An 18757-nucleotide genomic window follows, 5' to 3' on the forward strand; every position below is an offset into this window, starting at 1 on the left:
GCCGCGTCCCCGACTCCTATTTGAAGAGGGCGGCGAACGCACCAAACGCGGCGATGAACATCGAGCAGGTCGCGACCTGCTGCTGCGGGCCGGTGAACCAGCCGCGGCATGCGTTGCGGGCCGTGTCGATGCGGGTGAGGGCACGAACGCGCTGCCACTTGTGCTGCCGGATGCTGCAGCCGCCGAGGAGGCCGTAGGAGTTGTTCCGGCAGTTCTCGCCGGTCCGGATCTCTGCGCCGCACGACGTCGGCGCAGCGAACAGCAGCCATACGAAGCAGAACACGAACAGGCCTGAGAGCATGAGCGGCCCAACGTCGAGCCCGAAGAGCAAAAGCACCGCGCCGGCAAGCAGCAGGTAGCCGAAATAGCGTGCGAACCGAGACTTCTTCCTTCCCATAGCGGCAGCCTCCCGAGAGTGTGGTTTCCGCTCGTTCGACCGTAGCGAGGTTTCGCGTGTGCAAGTGCGAGCTTCGCCGGATTCCTGCTGTTCGGCCCGCAGAGCGGACCGAGATCGCTTCTCGGACAGCCAGATCAGCAGACCCGAAGCAGGTCTCTCTCCCTCGGCAGGTGAGGTATCGGATCGAGACTGGGCCCCAGGCACGAGAGTGGAACCAAACGGCGTCTCACGCAGCCTGGACTACCAGCTGTTCGTAGGTCCCGTCGGGGTAGCGGGCGTACTCGATGCCGAGTGGTGAGCGCCAGATGAAGGTGCCGGGAGTGGGTTGGGTGTAGGTCCAGCCGCCGAAGGTCTTGAGGCGGTGGTGGCTGCGGCAGGTCTTGGCCAGGTTGGTCGTCGTGGTCGAGCCGCCGGTCCCGTGGGCCTCGAGGTGTTCGGTGTCGGCCAGCCAGGCAGAGCGGGTACAGCCGGGGTAGACGCAGGTGCCACCAGCGATCAGCGCGGCCTGTTCATGCTGAATCGGGGACGGTGTGTACCCCTCGCGGGTGATCTCGGTGTTCAGGTCGATGACCTTGACCGGACGCACCACCGTGCCAGGCGCCATCGCCCACTCATCGACCCGCTCGAACGGGACGATCGCACCGTAGTTGTCGACGCTGATCAGGCCGCTGCCACGAAGGTTGCCCTGGTCGACATGGCAGTAGAGGTGGAGCACGCGAGCGGTGCCGCTCGTTTCAGCGTCGGCCGTGTAACCGCGGGCCAGCTCGCCGAGGGCCTTCGCACGGCGCCGCCCCAACGACCAGCTGCCGAAACGGTCGTCGTTGCCGAGGTCACGAGCGATCGCGGCCACCGCGTTCTCCAGATCGGCGGCGTCGGCCAGATCCATGGTGGCCTCGAGGTGCGCGTGGCCGGTGGCCGCGCCGTCACCGAGATTCGCGGGGTCCTCGGTGAAGAGCATGGGGGTGTCGAGATCGATCTCGACACCGAACTGGTCGGCACGCTCCTCCGCGGCGAGCGCGGCGGCTTCAGGGTCGAACAAGGCGAGGGCCTTCTCGACCAGCCGACTGATCGTGACCCTGCCACGCTGGTGCAGGACCGGTGCGATCTGGGTATCAACCCAGCCGACAGCCTCCGGGGAGAGCTTCTTGGTCAGATCAGCAACCTGCCGCGCCCGCCACCCTTCGACCGAGCAGTCCAGGACCCGCGCCCAGATTCGCGGCAACCGATACTCCAGCTCGACCACGTCACCGGCAAGGCGACGTACCGATCCCAACGACATCCCCAACACCGGACCGAGCTCCATCACCGCGAACTCGGAGACCTCGGCCGCACCCTCGCCGGCCAGACTGAGCCGGCGATCCCCGAGGAGACACGGATCGTGGTCGTAGGCCACATCATCAGGTCCCCGCGGCGGCCTCTCGGACAGATACGCCGCGACCAGAACGAGCCGATCATTGGCTGCCCTGACCTCGTCGACACGGGCCTGGGCAAGGTCGGACAGGAGGGTGTGAACGGGAGTCTTCCCGAGGTCTGATTCCATGCCTAATTCTACCTCTGACCTGCAGAAACAGGAAGCACAAGCGGCCTCGACCTTGGCGTTGTCTCATTGATTCGGAGACACCCGGATCAGCAAAGGCTTCAGCCGGCGTTCGGGGGCGATCCACCAGCGATCGGGCACAGCGGGATCGAAGCTGTCGGCGGTCCAGCTTGGCAGACGCCTGCAAGATCGTCCGTGCTTCCGTCTCGGCCGGCACACCCCGGACCGGCTGACGGCGTGGATCCGTCATTGCCCGCCTGGCATCTCACCGTTCTCGCAGACCATGGCAACTTGGTGATGGCCGACCCAGAGCCTGCCGCCGACCTCGGCCAACGCGTCGTCGGCCAGTTGCTCCAGGGGTGCCGTATCCCCCGCAACCGCGAGTTGGAGCGACCTGTGAAGGGTCGTCGCCCAGTTCGTTCCGACGGCCGCATCGAGCGAAAGCAGCTCACGCGCCAGCCACTTTCCGCCGCCGGTCCAGCATCCGTTGGCGGCGAGGACGAGGTCGGCGGTACGCCGCCATGCCTCGACCGCGATCGCGGTGCCGATAGGCCCGGCCTCGGCACCGCGGAGGTCATCGATGAGGTCGCTCAGCGCGTACCGAGACGCGTCGAGAGCGTCGCTCGACAACGGACCAGGACCGGCGGCGAGGACATGCTCACAGAACGTACGGATCCCGGCCCCGCTATCGCCCGGCAGCAGCTCGACCCCTTCGGCGACCAAGCGGGCCATCGTCGGCTTACGCTGCGCGAGATCCGTGGCAACGAAGTGCCGAATGCTCGCCTCGGAGTGAACGAAGAGCTCCACCGGCCAGCCCTCGAACCGCAGCGACTCGCGGTGCACAACGGCGTCCTCGTCGAGCACCGTGATGTCCAGGTCCGAGGTCTCCGTCGCTTCCCCACGAATCGCCGAACCCCCGAGCCAAGCCTGCGCTGCCACCGGGAACCGCTCGCGAACGAGGCGCCCGGCCACCTCAACAGGTGCTCCGCGTGTCATGGCAGTCAGCCTGACCACCACGGCCCGCGAACGCAACAGGGTTCCGATGGCCGAGCCGACGGTCGGGTCGCCTAGGTCGCTGCCGATCCCGAGAGCGCGGCGTCGAGGTCGGTCATCAGGTCCTGCGGGCTCTCGAGGCCGATCGAGAGACGTACGAGATTCGCTGAGGGCTTGGCGTGGGCGGCGACGGGGCGGTGGGTGAGGCCGGCGGGGTGCTGGATGAGGGAGTCGACGCCGCCGAGCGAGACGGCGTGGGTGAACAGCTGCACCGACGAGGTGAGGCGGGCGGCGGCCTCGTATCCGCCGCGCAGGGCGATCGCGATCATCGCGCCGGGGCCGGTCATCTGCTTGCCGACCAGGCCGCGATCGTCGTCCCGGCCGGGGAAGTAGACCCGCTCGACTGCCGGGTGCCCTTGCAGCCACTCGGCGATCTCGACGGCGCCGGCCTGCTGGGCGCGGACGCGGGTCGGGAGGGTGGCGAGCCCGCGGTGGAGGAGGTAGGCGCCGAGGGGATGGAGGAGGCCACCGGTGACGGCCCGGACCTGGCGCAACAGCCCGGCGGTCTCCTCGTCGCACGCGATCACGCCGCCGACGACGTCACCGTGGCCGCCGATGTACTTGGTGGCGCTGTGCAGCGACATCGCCGCGCCCAGCTCGAGCGGGTTCTGCAGGATCGGGGTGGCGAAGGTGTTGTCCACGAGCACCGGTACGTCACCAGCGGCCGCCACGACAGAGGCGATGTCGACGAGGTCGAGGGTCGGGTTGGCCGGGGTCTCCAGCACCACCAGCGCGGTGTCCGACCGAACCGCCGCGGCGACCTCGTGCTCAGCGCAGAACGTCGCCTCCACACCTAGGAGTCCCGAGGCGAGCAGGTGGTCGGTGCCGCCGTACAGCGGCCGGACGGCGACGACGTGGCGCTTGCCGCTGAAGGACGTGCTCGCGATGATCGCGGCGGTCATGGCCGCCATGCCCGAGGCGTACGCGACCGACGTCTCCGCGCGCTCGAGCTGGGCCAGCGCCGACTCGAAGCGCGCGACGGTGGGGTTCCACAGCCGCTGGTAGACGTACCCGCCATCGGACAACGGCTGGCCGCCGGTCGCCATGGCCTCGTAGGAGGCTCCACCGCGCTCGATGTCGGGGAGCGGGTTGGTCGAGGAAAGGTCCAGTGGCAGGGCGTGGACGCCGAGCATCGCCAGGTCGTCCCGGCCGGCGTGGACGGCGAGTGAGTCGAGGTGGTGGTTCGCGATCGGCATGGTGCGATGCTGGCGGGAACCACAAGATCAGGCCAGATCGATTGCCGAAGATCCCAGCGAATGCCTGATACTGACATCTTCGAGCAACTCAGCCCGCGTCCCAGGGAGTCACCGTTGGCGAAAGAACAACCCTCCACCACCGCCCTCGACTCCATCGACCGCCGCATCCTGGGCGAGCTCGGCAGCAATCCCGAGCTCACCAACAAGGCCCTCGCATCGCGCCTCGGCCTCGCCGAGTCGACCTGCGCCTACCGGCTGCGCGCCCTGCGCGACAGCGGCGTCATCACCGGCCGCCGTCTCGACGTCGACGTCCGTTCTCTCGGCTATCCGCTGCAGGCGGTCATCAAGGTGCGGCTCGGCAGCCACAGCAAGGAGCACGTCGAGAAGCTCTACGACGACCTGGCCACGACCCCCGGCGTGATCCAGGCCTTCCACGTCGCCGGCGCCGACGACTTCCACCTCCACGTCGCCGTCGAGGACGCCGAGGCGCTGCGCGACTTCGTCCTCCAGCACGTCACGGTCCACCGGGTCGTACGGCAGACCGAGACGCAGCTCGTCTTCGAGCTCCGCGAGGGACCAGGCGTGCTCCCCCGCGACCCCGCGCTCCCGTGAGCCGAGCTCAGCCGAGCTCAGCCGAGGAAGTCGAGCAGCAGCCGGGCCGTCTCCTCCGGCGCCTCCAGCATCGCGAGGTGTCCGACGCCGGCGAGGTACGCCACCCGCGAACCGGGCACGATGTCGTAGTCGTGCGCGGATGCAGGATCCCATCGCGGATCGGCATCGCCGAAGACCACCAACGGCTTCCGGCCCAGCCTCGCGAGCCGCTGCGGGATGCTCAGTTCGTCGATGTAGTCGCGGTTCGCCCGCATGATCGCCCGGAACGTCTTGAACGACGTTCTCCTCAGGTCGTCGACCACCTCGTCGCTGATCGTCACCGGCCGGGCGGCGGTGGCGGCGATCCCCTTCCGGAGCAGCGCGTTCGTCCGCAGCGGCCACACCAGCGCACCGAGCGCCGCGCCGGTCAGCAGCTTGACCAGAGCCGGCTCCGGAAGCAGCGCCGCCATGCTCGGTCCGGTGCTGATCAGCGCCAGCGATCCGACCAGCTCCGGACGCCGCTCGGCCAGCGCCGTGGCGACATATCCGCCGCTCGAGTGGCCGACGACCGCCACGTCCTCGAGGCCGAGCTCGTCCAGCACCGCGGCGACCCGCTCGGCCTGGTCGGGCACGGCGTAGGTCGCCGCCGCGCTCGACCTGCCGCAGCCCGGTAGGTCGACCCGGAGGACCTGGAACCGATCCGCGAGCGGCGCCACCATCGGCTGCCAGGTCGATCCCGTGGCGCCGGAGCCATGGATGAGCAGTACGGGCGGCGCCGTCTCCGTGCCGTCTCGAAGCAGGTGGAGACCGTGGGTGGTCGGCTGTTCGTACGTAGTCATGGTCGTCAGGATCGCCTGCCGCCGCCTGCGCCGTCTTGGACGAATGTCAGCCTTGGGTTCCGATCTAGCCTGAAGCCATGGACTGGTCGCAGGTGGATGTCACCATCCCCCGGAGTTCGCTCGGTGCCGCGCCGATCCCTGGCGTCCACATGGCCGGCTTCCGCTATCGCGGGACCGGTCCGGCGGCCATCGCGATGGTCGCCCACCCGGCCGTCACCCTGCTCTTCGACCTCGGCGACCAGGCCTGGGCGGTCGATGACGACCACGGCGTACGCCTGCCAGGCGACGTCGCGGTCGGTCTGCTGCCCGGCGGTGTGACCGTGCGGGGCGCAGGCGCGGGCGAGTGCCTGCAGGTGCGCCTGTCGCCGGTGCTCGCCACCGAGCTCCTCGACACCGCCGGCCTCACCGGCACCTTCGCCGGGCTGGACGATGTCCTGGGACCGAGCGCGAGACGCCTCGGCGACCGCCTGCGGCGCACCACGTCGTGGGACGAGCGGTTCGCAGTGATGTCCGGCTTCCTCGGCAGCCGCCTCGACGGTCGGCGGAGGGTCGACCGCGAGGTCGCGTACGCCTGGCACCAGACCCATCTCCACCACGGCCGGACCGACGTCAGCACGCTCGCGGCGGAGACCGGCTGGTCGCGGCAGCGGCTGTGGTCCCGGTTCCGCGCCCAGGTCGGCCTCTCCCCCAAGCACGCCGCCCGACTCGTACGCTTCGACCGCGCCGCCCGACTCCTGGCCGGCGGGACTCCGCCCGCTGAGGCCGCGGCGCGCGCCGGCTACTCCGATCAGCCGCATCTCAACCGCGAGGTGCGCGCGATCGTGGACGCCACGCCCCGCGGAGTCGCCGCCGAGCCCTGGCTCGCCATCGACCACGCCGCCTGGCCTGCGTTCATGCCGAGGAGCCCTCGGGCGTAGACCGGGTGGCGGTCAGTCGTCCTCCATCCGGAAGCCGACCTTCAGCCCGACCTGGAAGTGCTGGATGTCGTCGTCGTCGACGTGTCCGCGGATCTCGGTGACCTCGAACCAGTCCAGGTGCCGCAGCGTCTTGCTCGCTCGGCCGACGCCGTTGCGGATCGCCTGTTCGAGTCCTTCGTCTGAGGTCCCGACGATCTCGGTGACGCGGTAGGTGTGTGAAGACATGCTCCTGGCCCTTCTCTCGATGGTCGCTGTACCCACCATGGGCGCGACCTCAGGACCGTGCAAGGGGCGGCGCTCCGAGAAACCCCGTTGTCGAACATCGATGTTCGAGTTAGTATCTCGTACATCGATGTTCGACTTGTGCCCTCAGGAGGCGCGCCATGACCTCAGACACCAACTCCGACGCTGCCGTCGCCCAGTCTCCCGACCCGCGCCGATGGCGGCTGCTCGGCTTGCTGGGGCTGGCGCAGCTCATGCTGATCCTCGACGTCACAGTGGTGGCGATCGCGCTGCCGCACATGGGCGCCGACCTCGGCCTGGGTCGCGATGCGCTGACCTGGGTGGTGAGTGCGTACACGCTCGCGTTCGGCGGGCTGATGCTGCTCGGCGGCCGGGCTGCCGACCTGTTCGGCCCGAAGCCCGTCGTGCTCGCGGGGCTCGCCACCTTCACCGTCGCCTCGCTGGCCACCGGCCTCGCCACCAGCGCGGAGCTGGCGATCGGCGGACGGGTCGCACAGGGGGTCGGGGCCGCGATGCTCTCCCCCGCTGCCCTCTCGATCGTGGTCCGGCTCTTCGACGGCGACGAGCGCAACCGCGCACTCGGGGTCTGGTCGGCGCTCGGCGCCGGCGGGGCGGCGCTCGGCGTACTCCTCGGCGGTGCCCTGACCGCCGGGACGGGCTGGGAGTCGGTGTTCCTGATCAACGTCCCCGTCGGCGTCGTCGTGGCGGTCCTCCTGGCCCGACAGCTCCCGCCGCTGCCTGCCTGGGGAGGCAACGTACGTCTCGACATCGTCGGCGCACTGATCGTCACCGCCTCCACCGGGCTGCTGATCCTCGGCTTCATCGAGGCCGGCGACGAGGGCTGGACCTCGAGTCGCACCATCCTGCTCGTCCTCGCCGGGATCGCCGGGTACGCCGTCCTGGCCGGCTGGTTGCGACGTACGCGCCACCCGCTGATCGACCCCGCCCTGGTCACCCGGCGACCGGTCCTGTCCGGCACCTTCGTGCTGTTCGTCGCGACCGGGCTGATGGTGGCGGTCTTCTTCCTCGGGACGTTCTACCTGCAGAGCGCCGCCGGGCACGGGCCGCTCGCGACCGGGCTGCTGTTCCTCCCCGTGGCCGCCGCGACGATGGTCGGCGCACAGCTGGCCGGCAGGCTCATCGGCCGCATCGGCGCTCGCACCCTCGGGATCACCGGGCTGCTCATCGCCGCAGCGGGGCTCGTCGTACCCGCGATCAGCATGAGCACGGTGTCCACCGTGGTCGCGGTCAGCATCGGCTCCGCCGGCCTCGGCGTCCTCTTCGTGGTCGCGGCCGCGACCGCGCTGAGCCAGGTCGAGCCGCAGCTCGCGGGCGTCGCCTCCGGCATCCTAAGCACCTTCCACGAGCTCGGCGCCTCGCTCGGCGCGGCGGTCATGTCCGGCGTCGCCGCGGCGAGCCTCGTCGACGGCACCACCGACGGCTTCGAGAGGGCCTACCTGGTCGCGGCCGTGATCGCAGCTCTCGCCGCCGTCCTCGCCGGGGCGCTGATCCCCGGCCGCCAGGCACCCACCGCTGATTCCCAAGAGACTCACCAGGAGACCCAGTCATGACCAAGACCCACCGCCCCAGACCCCGCGCGCTCTCGTTCGCGCTCCACTACCTCCAGATGGTCATCGCGATGGCCGTCGGGATGATGCTGCTCTACCCGCTCTGGCTGCTCGCCGTCGGCGGAGCCCCGGAGAGCGCGTGGGTGCACCGCGCCGACGTCGACTCGCTGGTCATGGCCACCACGATGGTGATCCCGATGGCTGCCTGGATGCGCTTCCGCGGTCACGGACCGCGGCCGATCGTGGAGATGTCGGCGGCTATGTACGCCGGCTTCGTGGTCCTCTTTCCCTTCCTCTGGCTCGGGCTCATCGACGCCGGTGGCCTGATGCTGCTCGGTCACGTACTCATGCTGCTCTTCATGCTCGTGGCGATGCTCGCGCGCCCCGGCGAGTACTCCGGGAGCCACGCCCATCACTCCCACGCAGCGACGGACCAGGAACCAGCATGAGCACCCACCCGGACGTCGTCGTACGCGAAGCGACCCCGGACGACGCCGAGACCGTGCGTACGCTCATCGGCGAGATCGCCGCCCACCAGGCCCAGTCCGGCTCCGTCACCGTGACCGCCGCGCAGTGGGCCGGATACCTCGAGCGCCCCGACATCATCGTGCTGCTCGCCGAGATCGACCGGCACCCGGTCGGCTACGTCTCGGCCGTACGCCGCCTGCACCTGTGGTCGGGCAGCGACATCATCGCCCTCGACGACCTCTATGTCCGCCCCGGCCATCGCGACGCCGGTGTCGGCCGGCTGCTGATGACCGCGCTGGCGAAGCGTGCCGGCGGCCTGACGATCACCTGGGGCGTACAACCCGACAACGACGCAGCGATCCGGTTCTATCGACGTCTCGGCGCCACGGTCCGCGCCAAGGTGATGTGCGCGTGGCCGGCCGCGCGGCAGCCGATACCCTGATGCTCAACATCTCGTGGGAGGTTCCCGGCCGTGACGACCCTCAAGCGCGCCGACGCACGTAAGAACATCGAGTCGATCATGGACGCGGCCACTGCCTGCCTCGCCCGCGATCCCGACGTCAGCGTCGCCGACATCGCCAAAGCAGCGGGCGTCGGCCGGGTCACGCTCTACGGTCACTTCGAGTCCCGGGCGACCCTGGTGACCCAGGTCGTCGAACGTGCCATCCAGCAGTCCGACGAGGCGCTCGGTGCGGTCGACCTCGACGGCGATCCCCGTGCCGCTCTCAGCCGCCTCCTCGAGGCGTCGTGGCGACTGACCCAGCAGTACGGCGCGCTGATCGTCGCCGCCGAGCAGAGCATGCCTCACGAGCAGTTCCAGGCGGTCCACCTCGGGCTGATCGACCGCTGGAAGCCGCTCATGGAGCGCGGCCGCCGCGACGGCAGCTTCCGCGACGACCAGCCGCTCGAGTGGCAGCTGACCCTGCTCCAGAGCGTCCTGCACGCCGCCTCCGGCGCTGTCTACCGGGGCGAGATCAAGGCGGCCGAGGCCGCCGCCCTGATCGACGGCACCGTCCAGGCCGCCCTCACCCCTCCCGGCGCCACCCGCGACTGACGCCCCTCACTCCGGGAGGTCGCCGACCGCCGCGCGACCGGAGCCGAAGTAGCTGGCCAGCAGCGAGTCGGCATTTCGCTCGCCTCGCCGCTCCAGGCGAGCCCGGCCTTCGGCGGTCCGTCCGAGGACCCGGTATCTGAGCACGTTCAGCGGCAGCAGGTAGGCGTGCGCCCACGGGGGCCTCTTCGGAAGGCCGAGCTCCTGCATCGACCTGGTCCCGAGGAAGACGGTCAGCATCGAGAGGAGCCGCTCCCGCTCGTACCAGCCGCGCACGCGCTGCAGCGGACCCGGCCAGCCCGGATAGCGGCGCTCCCGCTGGGCCTCGACCGCCGCCTGCGCCAGCTGCGGGCCGGCCTCGGAGATCGCCGCCTGCGAGAGCAGCACGTGGTAGTTGATCCGGTGCCGCTCCCACTCGTCGTCGACGAGGAAGTCCTCGTCGACGCCCATCAGCCAGCCGACGTACTTCCACAGATGCATCAGCGCCCGGGCGTCCCGCCTGGAGATCGGCACTCCGAGCGCGCGGCACCCGATGATGAGCACGCCGTCGAAGAGGCCCAGCGTGGCCGCCTGATCGGCCTGGTTGATCGGCAGCCCCCACCTACCGGTGTCCCACCTGGGTTCGAACCCGGCGTTGACCAGCGCATGCATCGCGCGTACGTGAACCGTGAGCCGCCACGCCTCCCCCGAGGCCGATCCCGGCGCCGGTGGCCGCAGCCCTCCGAGCCTGCGCAGGCTCACCGCCCAGTGCTGGGTCTCGGCCAAGCGCCGCCGGGTGGTGTTGCCGGTCAGGCCGCCGGTGGCCACGAGCAGGTCCGGCGGGCCGCCGAACCGGTAGCCGCTGATGAGCGAGAGCTGCAGCAGCACGTCGGCCGCGTTCTGGCCGAGTCGGGTGAACACCCGGCCGCCCTCGTCGACGAGGTCCCAGTCGACCCATTCCGGCGTGGCCTCGACCTGCGCGAAGAAGTCGGCGAGCGCCTGAGGTGGTGACTCCACCGCCGCGACACCGTGCTCAAGTGCCGTACGCAGCTGGGTCATCATGACCTTGCCCGGAGTCCCGGCTCGCATCCGGATCGCCTCCGCCAGCCGCGCACCGGCCTCGTCCCGCTCGCCGAACGCCCGCCCGATCCGCTCCATCAGGTCCTCGTCGACCTCGTCGATGCGGCCCAGGAGGCGCAACGGCCGCCCGAGACGGCGGCTGCGCGCCTCGCCTTCGCGAAAACGTGTGGGGAATCCGGTGGGTTGGGTGCCCTGCTGCGCGAGTGTGGTCATACCTCCAGCGTGATGCGAGCCAGAGCTCGCTTTCAATTCGCGTTCTGCCTAACGTAGAGCCATGCGCAAGACACCCACCCAGGCCCGCTCGAGGGCGACGGTCGAGCGCATCCTCGAGGCTGGGCGCCAGGTGCTGGTCGATGACGGCTACGAGACGTTCTCGACCAACCGCGTCGCGATCGCCGCCGGCATCAGCCCCGGCTCGCTCTACCAGTACTTCTCCGACAAGGCCTCGATCCTCGACATCGTAATCAGCCGCTACTGGGACGACGTCTCCGAGCGCACCGCCTCGGCCCTGGCACTCCAGACGAGCACCGTCGGCACACCGGCGATCCGGTCGGTCGCCGACGCACTCCTCGCCGGGCTGGAGCAGGATCCGGCCCTGCTGCGCGTGCTGACCGAGGAGCTCCCCGCCTCCCGCAACCGCGATCGCCACGCGGCGCTCGTCAACCGCGTACGCGACCTCACCGCCGCCTATCTGCGGGCCGGGTCGGTCGGGTTGACCCGCCCCGACCCGCAGATCACAGCGTGGGTGCTGGTGGTGGCGATGGAGAACATCGCCCTGCGCTGGGTGCTCGACCGGCCGCCCTACCCACGTGAGGCCGTGCTCGAGGAGATGGTCGCGCTCACCGCGGGCTACCTGAGCAACACCGAGCGGTCATGACGCCGCGGCGGCGGTCTGCTCGAGGATCACAAAGCGGTTCCCGTCGGGGTCGTCGAAGGTGAACATCGGCGGTACGCCCGGCCAGCGCAGCAGCTCGCCGACGCTCACGCCGCGAGAGCTGAGCGAATCGTGCTCGGCGGCCGCGTCGGGGACGTTGAACCGGATGCCGGTCTCGGTGACCGTCCCCGCCTCGCGGTCGCCGGCGACGAGGGCGACGGAGACGTCGGCCCCGGCCGGCGCGACCTCGACCCAGCGGGTCGGTCCGTCGACGTCGAGTCGCACCTCGAAGCCCAGGGTGTCGCGGTAGAAGGTGATGGCCTTGTCCTGGTCGGCGGTGGTGATGCCGACGGTGCGGATGTCGGTGATGGTGCTCATGAGGATTCCTCTCGATTAGATGACGTCGGTCTCAGGTCAGCTCGGGCCGTACATCTGCGATCCCGGGGTGGTCAGGGTCTCCCCCGTCTCCAGCCACGTCTTGAGGCCGGACAGGATCATCGGCCAGCCGCCGTAGAGCTCCGGGGGCGCGTCGCCGCGCAGCTGGTCATGGGTGACGATGAGGCGGCAGGAGTCGCCGACGGGCTCGATCTCCCAGGTCACCCGCGTGGTGCCCTGCTCCTCGGCCGCCTCGGACCAGAGCGTGCGCATCGACTGCACGAGTCGCCTCGGCGGCTCGACGACGAGGTTCTCGCCTTCGGCGAGGGGCTGCTCCGCTCCCGGGTGGACCATGGTGAAGCCGGATCCCGGGGTCCAGTCGGAGTGGACACCCGCGCCGAAGTGATACTTCGCGCGGATCTGCGGGTCGGTGATCGCCTCCCACAGCCGCTCCGGCGTGGTGCGGATGTAGATCTCGAAGACTTTCTCCATCGTGCGCTCCAGGTCTCGTTTCAGGTCGGCGAGGCCGCTCGCCCAGGTCTCGGTGTACTTCGTCACCCAGCGGTCATGGATCTCGCGGATCGGCACGACGTTGAGGAAGTGGTGCTTCTCGCGCCCCTTGCGCACGACGACCACGAGGCCGGCGTCCTCCAGGATCGCCAGGTGCTTGGCCACCGCGGGCCGGGTCATCGCATGTCGGCTCACCAGCGAGGACAGGGTCTGTCCGTCCTCCTGCAGCAATGCGTCCAGCAACGCCCGCCGAGTCGGGTCGCCGAGGGCTCGAAACACCTGTTCCACGCCTTCAGAATAGGAAACCATTTGGTTTCATGTCAATGGTCGCGCCTGATTTCCTGGCGACAACAACGGGCGCGATGCCCACGTGCGATCTCAATCAATCGAGATGTACAGAGGCGTAGACTTCACCGCATGACGCAGACAGTTCCGGGATTCGACCGGCTGACCGTGGAGCCCGACAAGCTCGGTGGTCAGCCGTGCATTCGCGGCTATCGGTTCGGGGTCGAACAGCTTCTCGAGCTCTTCGCGGCCGGAATGACCTTCGAGGAAATCCGCGAAGACTTCCCCTTCCTCGAGCCAGAGGACACCCAGCAGGTCTTCGCGTACGCCGCCGCGCTCGCGCAGCGCGACTTCTACCTTCCGCTGCAGGAATCTGCGTGAGACTGCTTCTGGACCAGAACCTGCCGTACTCGATCACCAAGGCGCTCGCCGCCGATTGCGATGTCGTTCACACCGAGGACGTCGCGCTTCAGCGGGTTACCGATCCCGAGATCTTCTCCTACTGCGTAGCGGCTGAACGTGTCTTGGTCACAGCCGACAAGAAGCTCACGAAGTTCCTCGCATCCTCGAGGGCCAGCGCCCCAAGCGTGGTGATCGTCCGCGGCTTCTTACCGCACAAAGACGTTCTGGCTGCGGCTCTGCTCCGACATCTTCCCCAGATCCAGGAAGCGATCGGCTCAGTCGGCGACGCCGTGTTTTCGATCGCACCCGACCGCCCGGTCCGGGTGCAGCGACTGCCGCTCGGTATCACCGCAACCGTCAAGGAGTAACGCACTCATCGAGAGCGAGCACGGTCCGGGCCAGCAGTCACCCTTGCGGGTTCTTCAGCAGGAAGACGGCGTCGTGCTCCTTGTCCCTAGGCATCGTGGCAAGGAACGCGCCCACGGGTACGGCGTTGTCCCGGGGCGAACGAAAATTCGTTCGCCCCAGGAGAGCCTCAGCCGACGACTTCCGCCCCACCACCGCTCCGTACACGCACGCGCCGCGCTCCGGAGGCTCGGCGGATCCAGTGACGGTCGTGCGTCACCGTGACGACGGCACCGGGATGAGCCTCGAGGGCGTCCTCGAGCTGCTCGACGAGCTCGGGGTCGAGGTGGTTGGTCGGCTCGTCGAGCAGCAGTACGTCACCGGAGTCTGACAGGGCGATCGCGAGGTCGAGGCGGCGACGCTGCCCGACCGAGAGAGCCCGCACCGGGCGGCGCATCTCCTCCTCACGCAACAGCCCGAACCGCCGCAGGCGCTCGACCGCGTCCGCGCGGTGGATCCCCACGGCGCGGGCGAACACGCCGACGACCGAGCCCGCAGGTGGCGCCGCGACGTCCTGCCGGAGCCAGGAGAGCCGCACACCGGGTGCGCGCTCGATCGTCCCCGAATCCGGCGCGAGCTCGCCGACCAGCAGTCGCAGGAGCGTGGTCTTGCCGGCCCCGTTCGGTCCGGTGACCAGCCACCGGTCCCCGGCCTTCAGCGTCCACTCGGCCATCCTCAGCCGGGCACCCGCTGAGCGACGTACGTCATGGAGTGCGAGGTAGGGCTCGGCGGCCGGTGTCGTTGCATCCTCGAGCCCGGTGGCGAACCGGAGCGGCTCCGGCGGCGGCGCGACGGGTTCGGCCCGGAGCCTGGCGACGCGTTCCTTGGCCATCCGGATCCGGCTCTTCGCGCCGTGGTCGCGGCTGCGGGCACGGAAGGCGCCGTGCCCGAACCCGTCGAGCTCGAGCTTGCGCGGGATCGCCTCGAGCCGGAACGCGTTCGCCTCGACGAGTGCCTCGTTGCGGGCGAGCTCGGCCTTCCACTCCTCGTGCCGCTCGGCCTGGCGTCGTCGCTCGGTCGCCCGCGCCACCAGGAACCCGGCATAGCCGTTGCCGTAGCGGCGCAGCCCGGCGTCGCGTACCTGGACGATGTCGTCGGCGAACCGCTCGAGGAAGGCGCGGTCGTGGGTGACCACCACGATCGCGCCACGGTGCTCGGCGAGACGGTCCTCGAGCCATGCCAGCGCGGAGTCGTCGAGGTCGTTCGTCGGCTCGTCGAGCAGCAGGAGTTCGGCGTTGGCCGACAGCGCGACGGCGAGCGCGAGACGAGCCCGTTCGCCTCCGGAGAGGCCGTCGACCGTACGTGCCCGGTTGAGGCCGCCCAGGCCGAGCTGGTCGAGCGCGGCGTCGACGCGGCGGTCGACGCCGTAGCCGTCACGTGCCTCGTAGGCGTCGACGAGAGCGCCGAGCTCCTCGAGCAGCCGAGGCTGCTCGCCCTCGCCGGCGCGGGACAGTCGTTCGGAGCAGGACCGGATATGCGACTCCAGATCGCGGAGGTCCGCGAGCAGGAGGTCGACGGCATCCTGCACGGTCGCGCCGGCCGGGAACCGCGGCGCCTGGGAGGCGTGCGCGATGCCGCCGGGGACGACGATGTGGGTCTCGCCGGCGGCGGGCGCTACGACACCGGCGAGCAGGTCGAGCAGCGTCGACTTTCCGGCGCCGTTGTCGCCGATGACGGCCAGGCGGTCGGCCGGGCCGACGACGAGGTCGACCCGGTCGAGGACGATCCGCTCAGCGAAGCGGACCGTGGTCGCGCGCAGCTCACAGACACGGTGGCTGCGGACGGAGCGGTCAGGGAGGGAAGCAGACGGGAACATGAGGACTCCTCGACGCGGCGGGCATCCGCCACGATGACTCGCGTCCGGGGACGCGGGATCGGAAATGGACCTCGAGCGCGCCGACGAGGCGACGCGGTCGCTCAGGACCCGCTGCGGAGAGAGCTCGACGCAGCGTCCCGATCGATTACTTCAGCGTTCCCATCGCCGTGAACGATAGCGGGCGAAGGAGATCGCACGCGACGCAATTACTCGTACGCCCCACGAAACCGTTCGACAGGCGATCGCGGTCGTGGCAGTTTTCCGCCCATGCACGTCAGATCCGGGTCGGTCAGCGATCTCCCCGCCGCCCTGAGCCTTCTCGACGCCGCCGTGCTCTGGCTCGCCTCGCAGGGCCGCACCGGCCAGTGGGGCACGGAGCCGTTCTCGGCCATCGAGGCGCGGGTCGAGCAGATCCGGCAGATGCTCTCGGAGCGCACCGCCCGCATCGCCGAGGTGGACGGGGACGTCGTCGGGGTCTGCGTCCTGGCCGACCAGCCGCTGCCGTACGTCGATCCCGCACCGGTCCCGGAGCTCTACCTGCAGCTGCTCGTCACCGCTCGCGCCCACAGCGGTGCGGGCGTCGGCCGGATGCTTGTCGACGACGCCGTCGAGATCGCCCGGCAGCGCGAGGTGGAGCAGCTGCGACTCGACTGCTACGCCGGTGACGACCAGGCGCTCATCGGCGTCTACGAGCGGTTCGGGTTCGCGCTGGAGCGACGCTTCACGGTCGACACCGGGCAGGCCGAGCCCTGGCCCGGCGCGATTCTCCGGATGCAGATCTGAGGCTCACACCGCGGCGGCGGGCGGCGACGTGTCGGCTCGGGAGAGAGCCGGCGGGATCACAGCGACGACACCGTGCGCGTGGTCCAGGAGATACTTCGCCACGCCGGTGCCGCTGCTCCCGGCCACGACCATGTGCATCGTCGGCGACTGCTCGGAGAGCGTGTGCGCGAGGCTTCCGGCCTCGATCCGCAGGCGCGGGTGCAGGTCTGGGTAGCGCTCCCGGAGCCCGGCGACGCTCTCCGCGACCAGCACCCGGTCGTCGTCCGGGCGATCTGCGCCGCCGGAGCGGTAGCAGTAGAGCACCGTGATCGGCAGGCTGCGCTGGGCGGCCTGGGCGAAGGCGAACTCCAGAGCAGGGATCGAGTCGCTGGTCCCGTCGATGCCGACGAGCACACCACGGCCCAGCCCGCCGGTGCCCGGACGGAGCACGACCACCGGGCACCGGGCCTCCACGAGCGCCGACCTGCTGACCGAGCCGAGGATCCGGCTGCTGATCGGCCCTCTCCCCCGTGACCCCAGCACCAGGAGCGACGCGTGGTCAGAGGCGGCGTCCAGGACCGATGCCACCGGTCCGATCTGCAGGTCCACGCGCACCTCCGGCCTCCGGAACCCGAGGAACTCGGGTGCTCGGGAGAGCTCGTCGAGGCGACGGTCGGCGTACCGGCTCGCGTTCGCCAGCACCACCGCGCCATGGTCCTGGTCGACCTCCGAGGGTGCCCCGGCCCGGAATCCGGGCGGGGTGTCCAGGGTCGCCCCGGTCACCACATGGAGCAGGCACAGGTCGCGTCCGTCGCGGAACGCCTGCTCAGCGGCCCAGGACACGCTCTCGGCCGCTGCCGGCCAGTTCTCGACGCCGACCAGCACGGCGCCCTCGGGGATGGATGCGTTCGACATGTCGGGCTCCTTCGGCTCCAGTCGTGTGCTACGTACGGTTCAGACCGGGACGACGCGCCGGCCGGTGATCTGTGTGGGCGTGATGCAGACGAACAACGTTCGCCGGCCGTCCGCCCAGGGCTCCGGCTCGAGGTCGTGCGCCTTCAGCCAGACCCCGTCGACGAACTCCGCCGTCCCACGCGCCAGCACGCTCCAGCCCGAGGAGGTGTAGGAGTCGAACTCGTCGACCTGGTACGACACCTGACCGGTGCCGACGTGGTTCGCGATCGCCGTGCGCGGGGCCGTGCGGAACACGATCCGCTCGCCCGCCATGACGTGGTTGACCGGCAGGACCAGCGGACCCTCAGGATCGTCGAAGGCGACCCTGCCGACCTCGCTCCGGTCCAGCAGCTCCACGCATTCGTCTTGTTCCATCGCGGCCAGGTGCCCCGGGAACCATCGTGCTGCCAAGTACATCGCCTGCTCCTTCCTCACAGTCGTCTTCGACACAGTCGTCTTCATCACGCTCGTCCGGCATGAGCCGGCCGGCTGTCGGCCACGGTGACCCCGTCCGTGGCCCCGACGTCCCCCTCGAACGTCGGGGCCACGTGCGGGTCGATCTCGACCGGGCAGCGGCTCTCCCGCAGCACCGCCCGGGCGGTGCCGCCCAGATGCCCGAAGCCGAGGAAGCTCCGCCCGCGACCCAGGATCAGCAGATCCGCGGTGCGGGACGCTTCCACCAGGGCGTACGCGGTCTGTGCGTGCACGACCTCGACGCGGGAGTCGACCTCGGCGGCCGCCGGACCCGATTCGGCTCGGGCCGTCGCGAGGACCGCGAGGAGCTCACGCTCGGCGCGGTCGATCCACTCCTGCTCCTCGCTCCCGACCGTGAGGTAGTCCTGGTACGCCCCGAAGGTGTGCCAGGCATGCAGCAGCCGCAGCCGCGCACCCCTCTCGGCCGCCACTTCCAGACCGCGGCGTACCAGGGCGACCGAGGTGGCGGGGTCCTGGATTCCGACGACGATCTCGCGGGACTCCTCACCGCGCTGCCACGAGGCGGGGACCACGACCATCGGCACCGGCGAGTGCGCCGCGACCGGGCCGAGGATGGATGAGGTGATGATCCGGTCGAACAACGAGCGCGGCTGGTCGCCGAGCACGACGAGGCGCGCCTTGGCGGCCTGCTGGGCCAGCACCCCTGCCGGCAGGCCGAGCAGGAGGTACGTGCTCACCACCGCGCCGCTGTCCGCGACCGCCTCCTCCGCCTCGGCGAGGATCGTTCGGCCGAGCTGCCCCATCCTCGAGTCGGCGGCCGTGGGAGCCACCGGCCAGGTCGGCAGCGGTGGCGCATAGGGGTCGACCACGTACACCAAGTGGAGCGCTGCGCCGCACCGTACCGCCTCTGCGGCGGCGTAGCGGGCGGCGGCCAGCCCGGCCTCGGTGCCGTCGACTCCCGCCAGGATGAGGTCTCTGCTCTCGTTCATGACTCCAGCGTCGCTCTCCGAGGCCGTCCTT

The 18757-nt window shown here is 70.0% G+C and carries 23 protein-coding genes; 10 read left to right on the plus strand and 13 right to left on the minus strand.

What is annotated here, in order from left to right:
• Nucleotides 1-16 precede the first annotated feature (16 nt).
• The 4 genes from ABT304_RS17290 to ABT304_RS17305 all read right to left on the minus strand — a co-directional run bounded on the left by ABT304_RS17290 (nt 17) and on the right by ABT304_RS17305 (nt 4183).
• Nucleotides 17-397 carry a hypothetical protein gene (locus ABT304_RS17290; RefSeq protein ID WP_350716946.1) on the minus strand — a complete coding sequence of 127 codons (381 nt, stop codon included), beginning with the start codon at nt 395-397 and terminating at the stop codon, nt 17-19.
• 226 nt (nt 398-623) lie between these two features.
• Nucleotides 624-1937 (minus strand): hypothetical protein, encoded by a 1314-nt coding sequence (locus tag ABT304_RS17295; RefSeq protein WP_350716948.1) that lies wholly within the window; start codon nt 1935-1937, stop codon nt 624-626.
• A gap of 243 nt (nt 1938-2180) precedes the next feature.
• The gene (locus ABT304_RS17300) at nt 2181-2930 is read right to left on the minus strand and encodes a nucleotidyltransferase domain-containing protein (protein WP_350716950.1); all 750 of its coding nucleotides are present in this window, start codon (nt 2928-2930) and stop codon (nt 2181-2183) included.
• A gap of 71 nt (nt 2931-3001) precedes the next feature.
• Nucleotides 3002-4183, minus strand: coding sequence for a trans-sulfuration enzyme family protein (locus ABT304_RS17305; protein WP_350716952.1), 1182 nt, complete (start codon nt 4181-4183; stop codon nt 3002-3004).
• Between the two features lie 114 nt (nt 4184-4297).
• Here ABT304_RS17305 and ABT304_RS17310 point away from each other — a divergent pair, with 114 nt between their 5' ends.
• Nucleotides 4298-4795, plus strand: coding sequence for an Lrp/AsnC family transcriptional regulator (locus tag ABT304_RS17310; RefSeq protein ID WP_350716954.1), 498 nt, complete (start codon nt 4298-4300; stop codon nt 4793-4795).
• A gap of 17 nt (nt 4796-4812) precedes the next feature.
• On the opposite strand, the gene ABT304_RS17315 is transcribed toward ABT304_RS17310, so the two are convergent.
• Nucleotides 4813-5613 (minus strand): alpha/beta fold hydrolase, encoded by an 801-nt coding sequence (locus ABT304_RS17315; RefSeq protein WP_350716956.1) that lies wholly within the window; start codon nt 5611-5613, stop codon nt 4813-4815.
• Nucleotides 5614-5690: 77 nt separating this feature from the next.
• Between ABT304_RS17315 and ABT304_RS17320 the strand changes: the two genes are divergently transcribed.
• Nucleotides 5691-6530, plus strand: a complete 840-nt coding sequence (locus ABT304_RS17320) for a helix-turn-helix domain-containing protein (protein WP_350716958.1) — start codon at nt 5691-5693, stop codon at nt 6528-6530.
• A 12-nt stretch (nt 6531-6542) separates the two neighbouring features.
• Here the strand turns inward: ABT304_RS17320 and ABT304_RS17325 are convergent, their stop codons facing one another.
• Nucleotides 6543-6755 (minus strand): dodecin, encoded by a 213-nt coding sequence (locus tag ABT304_RS17325; protein ID WP_350716960.1) that lies wholly within the window; start codon nt 6753-6755, stop codon nt 6543-6545.
• A 158-nt stretch (nt 6756-6913) separates the two neighbouring features.
• Between ABT304_RS17325 and ABT304_RS17330 the strand changes: the two genes are divergently transcribed.
• Genes ABT304_RS17330 through ABT304_RS17345 form a run of 4 tightly spaced genes read left to right on the plus strand, consistent with a single transcriptional unit; the run spans nt 6914 to nt 9863 of the window.
• Nucleotides 6914-8344, plus strand: coding sequence for an MFS transporter (locus ABT304_RS17330; protein WP_350716962.1), 1431 nt, complete (start codon nt 6914-6916; stop codon nt 8342-8344).
• Nucleotides 8341-8790, plus strand: coding sequence for a hypothetical protein (locus tag ABT304_RS17335; RefSeq protein ID WP_350716964.1), 450 nt, complete (start codon nt 8341-8343; stop codon nt 8788-8790). The genes ABT304_RS17330 and ABT304_RS17335 overlap by 4 nt, the downstream gene beginning before the upstream one ends.
• Entirely contained in the window at nt 8787-9251 is a 465-nt protein-coding gene (locus tag ABT304_RS17340) for a GNAT family N-acetyltransferase (protein ID WP_350716966.1), read from the plus strand. The genes ABT304_RS17335 and ABT304_RS17340 overlap by 4 nt, the downstream gene beginning before the upstream one ends.
• 30 nt (nt 9252-9281) lie before the next feature.
• The gene (locus ABT304_RS17345) at nt 9282-9863 is read left to right on the plus strand and encodes a TetR/AcrR family transcriptional regulator (RefSeq protein ID WP_350716968.1); all 582 of its coding nucleotides are present in this window, start codon (nt 9282-9284) and stop codon (nt 9861-9863) included.
• Between the two features lie 6 nt (nt 9864-9869).
• Here ABT304_RS17345 and ABT304_RS17350 read toward each other — a convergent pair whose 3' ends face one another.
• A complete protein-coding gene (locus ABT304_RS17350; protein WP_350716970.1) occupies nt 9870-11132 on the minus strand; it encodes an oxygenase MpaB family protein in 1263 nt (420 codons plus the stop codon).
• 61 nt (nt 11133-11193) lie between these two features.
• Here ABT304_RS17350 and ABT304_RS17355 point away from each other — a divergent pair, with 61 nt between their 5' ends.
• The gene (locus ABT304_RS17355; RefSeq protein ID WP_350716972.1) at nt 11194-11796 is read left to right on the plus strand and encodes a TetR/AcrR family transcriptional regulator; all 603 of its coding nucleotides are present in this window, start codon (nt 11194-11196) and stop codon (nt 11794-11796) included.
• Here ABT304_RS17355 and ABT304_RS17360 read toward each other — a convergent pair.
• Both ABT304_RS17360 and ABT304_RS17365 read right to left on the minus strand, forming a co-directional pair.
• Nucleotides 11791-12171: a VOC family protein gene (locus ABT304_RS17360; protein WP_350716974.1), complete on the minus strand. Its 381-nt coding sequence runs from the start codon at nt 12169-12171 to the stop codon at nt 11791-11793. The two genes, ABT304_RS17355 and ABT304_RS17360, sit on opposite strands and share 6 nt — an antisense overlap.
• Nucleotides 12172-12207: 36 nt before the next feature.
• Nucleotides 12208-12966, minus strand: a complete 759-nt coding sequence (locus ABT304_RS17365) for an ArsR/SmtB family transcription factor (protein ID WP_350716976.1) — start codon at nt 12964-12966, stop codon at nt 12208-12210.
• Nucleotides 12967-13095: 129 nt separating this feature from the next.
• Between ABT304_RS17365 and ABT304_RS17370 the strand changes: the two genes are divergently transcribed.
• Entirely contained in the window at nt 13096-13344 is a 249-nt protein-coding gene (locus ABT304_RS17370) for a DUF433 domain-containing protein (RefSeq protein ID WP_350716978.1), read from the plus strand.
• Nucleotides 13341-13733, plus strand: coding sequence for a DUF5615 family PIN-like protein (locus tag ABT304_RS17375; protein WP_350716980.1), 393 nt, complete (start codon nt 13341-13343; stop codon nt 13731-13733). Before ABT304_RS17370 ends, ABT304_RS17375 begins: the two co-directional genes overlap by 4 nt.
• Nucleotides 13734-13900: 167 nt before the next feature.
• Here the strand turns inward: ABT304_RS17375 and ABT304_RS17380 are convergent, their stop codons facing one another.
• A complete protein-coding gene (locus ABT304_RS17380) occupies nt 13901-15586 on the minus strand; it encodes an ABC-F family ATP-binding cassette domain-containing protein (RefSeq protein WP_350716982.1) in 1686 nt (561 codons plus the stop codon).
• Nucleotides 15587-15853: 267 nt separating this feature from the next.
• Here ABT304_RS17380 and ABT304_RS17385 point away from each other — a divergent pair, with 267 nt between their 5' ends.
• Nucleotides 15854-16369, plus strand: a complete 516-nt coding sequence (locus ABT304_RS17385; RefSeq protein ID WP_350716984.1) for a GNAT family N-acetyltransferase — start codon at nt 15854-15856, stop codon at nt 16367-16369.
• A 3-nt stretch (nt 16370-16372) separates the two neighbouring features.
• Here the strand turns inward: ABT304_RS17385 and ABT304_RS17390 are convergent, their stop codons facing one another.
• Genes ABT304_RS17390 through ABT304_RS17400 form a run of 3 tightly spaced genes read right to left on the minus strand, consistent with a single transcriptional unit; the run spans nt 16373 to nt 18726 of the window.
• The gene (locus ABT304_RS17390) at nt 16373-17263 is read right to left on the minus strand and encodes a universal stress protein (protein ID WP_350716986.1); all 891 of its coding nucleotides are present in this window, start codon (nt 17261-17263) and stop codon (nt 16373-16375) included.
• A gap of 39 nt (nt 17264-17302) precedes the next feature.
• Complete coding sequence (locus ABT304_RS17395; protein ID WP_350716988.1) at nt 17303-17719, minus strand: pyridoxamine 5'-phosphate oxidase family protein; 417 nt, start codon at nt 17717-17719, stop codon at nt 17303-17305.
• Between the two features lie 44 nt (nt 17720-17763).
• A complete protein-coding gene (locus tag ABT304_RS17400) occupies nt 17764-18726 on the minus strand; it encodes a universal stress protein (RefSeq protein ID WP_350716990.1) in 963 nt (320 codons plus the stop codon).
• Nucleotides 18727-18757: the final 31 nt, after the last annotated feature.

The sequence above is a fragment of the Nocardioides sp. NPDC000445 genome, from assembly GCF_040300245.1.
In the GTDB taxonomy this organism is placed as follows: Bacteria; Actinomycetota; Actinomycetes; order Propionibacteriales; family Nocardioidaceae; genus Nocardioides.

What these genes read in the sequence shown, in the direction of transcription:
- ABT304_RS17295 (WP_350716948.1), bottom strand. Translation starts at nt 1,937, where the DNA reads ATGGAATCAGACCTCGGGAAGACTCCCGTTCACACCCTCCTGTCCGAC.
- ABT304_RS17355 (WP_350716972.1), top strand. Translation starts at nt 11,194, where the DNA reads ATGCGCAAGACACCCACCCAGGCCCGCTCGAGGGCGACGGTCGAGCGC.
- ABT304_RS17290 (WP_350716946.1), bottom strand. Translation starts at nt 397, where the DNA reads ATGGGAAGGAAGAAGTCTCGGTTCGCACGCTATTTCGGCTACCTGCTG.
- ABT304_RS17300 (WP_350716950.1), bottom strand. Translation starts at nt 2,930, where the DNA reads ATGACACGCGGAGCACCTGTTGAGGTGGCCGGGCGCCTCGTTCGCGAG.
- ABT304_RS17390 (WP_350716986.1), bottom strand. Translation starts at nt 17,263, where the DNA reads ATGTCGAACGCATCCATCCCCGAGGGCGCCGTGCTGGTCGGCGTCGAG.
- ABT304_RS17340 (WP_350716966.1), top strand. Translation starts at nt 8,787, where the DNA reads ATGAGCACCCACCCGGACGTCGTCGTACGCGAAGCGACCCCGGACGAC.
- ABT304_RS17395 (WP_350716988.1), bottom strand. Translation starts at nt 17,719, where the DNA reads ATGTACTTGGCAGCACGATGGTTCCCGGGGCACCTGGCCGCGATGGAA.
- ABT304_RS17360 (WP_350716974.1), bottom strand. Translation starts at nt 12,171, where the DNA reads ATGAGCACCATCACCGACATCCGCACCGTCGGCATCACCACCGCCGAC.
- ABT304_RS17330 (WP_350716962.1), top strand. Translation starts at nt 6,914, where the DNA reads ATGACCTCAGACACCAACTCCGACGCTGCCGTCGCCCAGTCTCCCGAC.
- ABT304_RS17320 (WP_350716958.1), top strand. Translation starts at nt 5,691, where the DNA reads ATGGACTGGTCGCAGGTGGATGTCACCATCCCCCGGAGTTCGCTCGGT.
- ABT304_RS17325 (WP_350716960.1), bottom strand. Translation starts at nt 6,755, where the DNA reads ATGTCTTCACACACCTACCGCGTCACCGAGATCGTCGGGACCTCAGAC.
- ABT304_RS17350 (WP_350716970.1), bottom strand. Translation starts at nt 11,132, where the DNA reads ATGACCACACTCGCGCAGCAGGGCACCCAACCCACCGGATTCCCCACA.
- ABT304_RS17400 (WP_350716990.1), bottom strand. Translation starts at nt 18,726, where the DNA reads ATGAACGAGAGCAGAGACCTCATCCTGGCGGGAGTCGACGGCACCGAG.
- ABT304_RS17370 (WP_350716978.1), top strand. Translation starts at nt 13,096, where the DNA reads ATGACGCAGACAGTTCCGGGATTCGACCGGCTGACCGTGGAGCCCGAC.
- ABT304_RS17315 (WP_350716956.1), bottom strand. Translation starts at nt 5,613, where the DNA reads ATGACTACGTACGAACAGCCGACCACCCACGGTCTCCACCTGCTTCGA.
- ABT304_RS17380 (WP_350716982.1), bottom strand. Translation starts at nt 15,586, where the DNA reads ATGTTCCCGTCTGCTTCCCTCCCTGACCGCTCCGTCCGCAGCCACCGT.
- ABT304_RS17385 (WP_350716984.1), top strand. Translation starts at nt 15,854, where the DNA reads ATGCACGTCAGATCCGGGTCGGTCAGCGATCTCCCCGCCGCCCTGAGC.
- ABT304_RS17335 (WP_350716964.1), top strand. Translation starts at nt 8,341, where the DNA reads ATGACCAAGACCCACCGCCCCAGACCCCGCGCGCTCTCGTTCGCGCTC.
- ABT304_RS17305 (WP_350716952.1), bottom strand. Translation starts at nt 4,183, where the DNA reads ATGCCGATCGCGAACCACCACCTCGACTCACTCGCCGTCCACGCCGGC.